We start from the raw sequence: 1,997 nt of genomic DNA, 5'->3' as shown, positions 1-1,997 counted from the left end.
TCCACGGACGGTCTCCCTTGTTTGAGATCTTCAACGACCTCATTCTGGCACATCACGATGCCGTCGGGGGCCGTCCACCCCAACACGTACCCAAAGTACGCTCCGCTCCGGTTCTCGGAACCCACCATTCTCGGCTCGGCCTGACCTGAATCTCAACGCGCCTTGGCGGCGCGTATCATGAGAGACTTGAGATCAGCCGTAGATCTGCTTGTGGACCTGGTAGAGCATTTCCGAGCGGTCGGCGCGCATGTCGGCCAGATCGCGGCTGGAAAAGCTGTCGATTTCGGCGACAAGGCGGTTGTAGTGCTTGCGCTTGGCAATGCTGTTGCGAGCGCGGGTCATGAGACTGTCGAGGATCATAGCAAGGTTCCTTTTGGCGCCGCATTTCGGCGGCTGTTATTCCTCCCTTGATCGATACGAAGCATGACATAGTAATGGTGCATTGCAAAAAGAAGATGTTGCAATGCACCATTGCGCCCAGCGCATAGCCGGTTAATGCGGCGTTGACGTCATGCGCAGAGCCGGCAAGCGATCTATCTTGGCTGCGCTTTTTGTATAACACTGTGCGTACCCACATTGCCTTCTGTCCCGCCGGCTGGCTTGATCCGGTATCATTGATGCCGGGAGGAAAAAGCATGGCGGCCACAGACTATTATGAAATTCTCGATCCACGCTTCGCGCGCCTGTTCAACGGCAACGCGCAGGTCGAGAAGCTGTTCACCGGATGCCAGTGGGCGGAGGGGCCGGCCTGGTTTGCCGCCGGCCGCTATGTCGTCTGGTCCGATATCCCCAACAACCGCATGCTGCGCTACGACGAGACCGACGGCAATGTCAGCGTCTTCCGGCAGCCATCCGGCAATTCCAACGGCAACACTGTCGACCGGCAGGGCCGGCTGATCACCTGCGAGCATTCCGGCCGCCGCGTAAGCCGCACCGAATTCGACGGCTCGGTCACCACCATCGCCGCCAAATGGAAGGGCAAGCGGCTGAACTCGCCCAACGACGCGGTGGTGAAGTCGGACGGCTCGATCTGGTTCACCGATCCGAGCTACGGCATCGATACCGACTATGAAGGCGACAAGGCCGAGAGCGAAATCGGCGCCTGCCATGTCTACCGGGTCGATCCCGGCACCGGCGAGGTCGAAGCCGTCATCACCGAGATGGTCAGGCCCAATGGGCTGGCCTTCTCGCTCGATGAGAGCAAGCTGTATGTCGTCGACACCGGCCGCACGCATGGCGCGCAGCACCCGGCGCATATGCGGGTGTTCAATGTCGGCAAGGGCGGCAAGAAGGTGTCGGGCGAAAAAGTCTTCGCCGACTGCACGGCCGGCCTGTTCGACGGCTTCAGGCTCGACCAGGACGGACGCATCTGGACAAGTGCTGCCGACGGCATCCATTGCTACGATCCGGACGGCACGCTGATCGGCAAGATCAAGGTGCCGGAGGTGACCGCCAATTGCGTGTTCGGCGGCAACAAGCTGAATTGCCTCTACATCGCCGGCACCACGTCGCTCTACATGGTGCGGTTGATGGTCAACGGCGCCAAGACTTATTGAGCTCGAGCACGGGCGACCGTTCGACAGTTTCGTCGAAGCGGCTCGCGAGCACGAACATCCCCGGGAGGACAAACATGCCATTCGTCAACATCCGCATCGTCAAGGAAGTGATTGCCGCCGATCCGGCGGGCAAGAAGGCGGATATCGCCAAGAAGGTCACGGCGGCCATCATGGACGCCACCGGCCTCGGCAATGATGATGTCTGGGTGGTCTTCGAAGAGGTCAACGCGCGCGATTGGTATGTCGGGAAGACAGATGTCGAGACACTGCGAAAGGGGTAGTTCCTCGTGATAGGTTAGCGGGACAGCGCCCCCCTCTGCCCTGCCGGGCATCTCCCCCACAAGGAGCAGGGCTGTCCGGGGAAAGTTTTGAGTGAATCGAAATGCCGCATGTGCATGCCCCGTAAAACGGGGTTTGTCCGTCTTCTCTCTGGTTGTCGAG

At 60.1% G+C, this 1,997-nt stretch carries 3 protein-coding genes; 2 read left to right on the top strand and 1 reads right to left on the bottom strand.

The window, feature by feature from the left end; translation table 11 throughout:
• Positions 1-192: 192 nt before the first annotated feature.
• Positions 193-360, bottom strand: coding sequence for a hypothetical protein (locus NKI38_RS33365; protein WP_081738754.1), 168 nt, complete (start codon positions 358-360; stop codon positions 193-195).
• Between the two features lie 275 nt (positions 361-635).
• Here NKI38_RS33365 and NKI38_RS33360 point away from each other — a divergent pair, with 275 nt between their 5' ends.
• The gene (locus tag NKI38_RS33360; protein WP_352665121.1) at positions 636-1,556 is read left to right on the top strand and encodes an SMP-30/gluconolactonase/LRE family protein; all 921 of its coding nucleotides are present in this window, start codon (positions 636-638) and stop codon (positions 1,554-1,556) included.
• 74 nt (positions 1,557-1,630) lie between these two features.
• Positions 1,631-1,837, top strand: a complete 207-nt coding sequence (locus tag NKI38_RS33355) for a tautomerase family protein (protein ID WP_013892236.1) — start codon at positions 1,631-1,633, stop codon at positions 1,835-1,837.
• Positions 1,838-1,997 lie beyond the last annotated feature (160 nt).

It is taken from the genome of Mesorhizobium sp. M0621 (genome assembly GCF_040320745.1).
Lineage (GTDB): Bacteria > Pseudomonadota > Alphaproteobacteria > Rhizobiales > Rhizobiaceae > Mesorhizobium.
The sequence above is the reverse complement of the archived record's forward strand: the minus strand, read 5'-3'. Positions and strand labels throughout refer to the sequence as shown.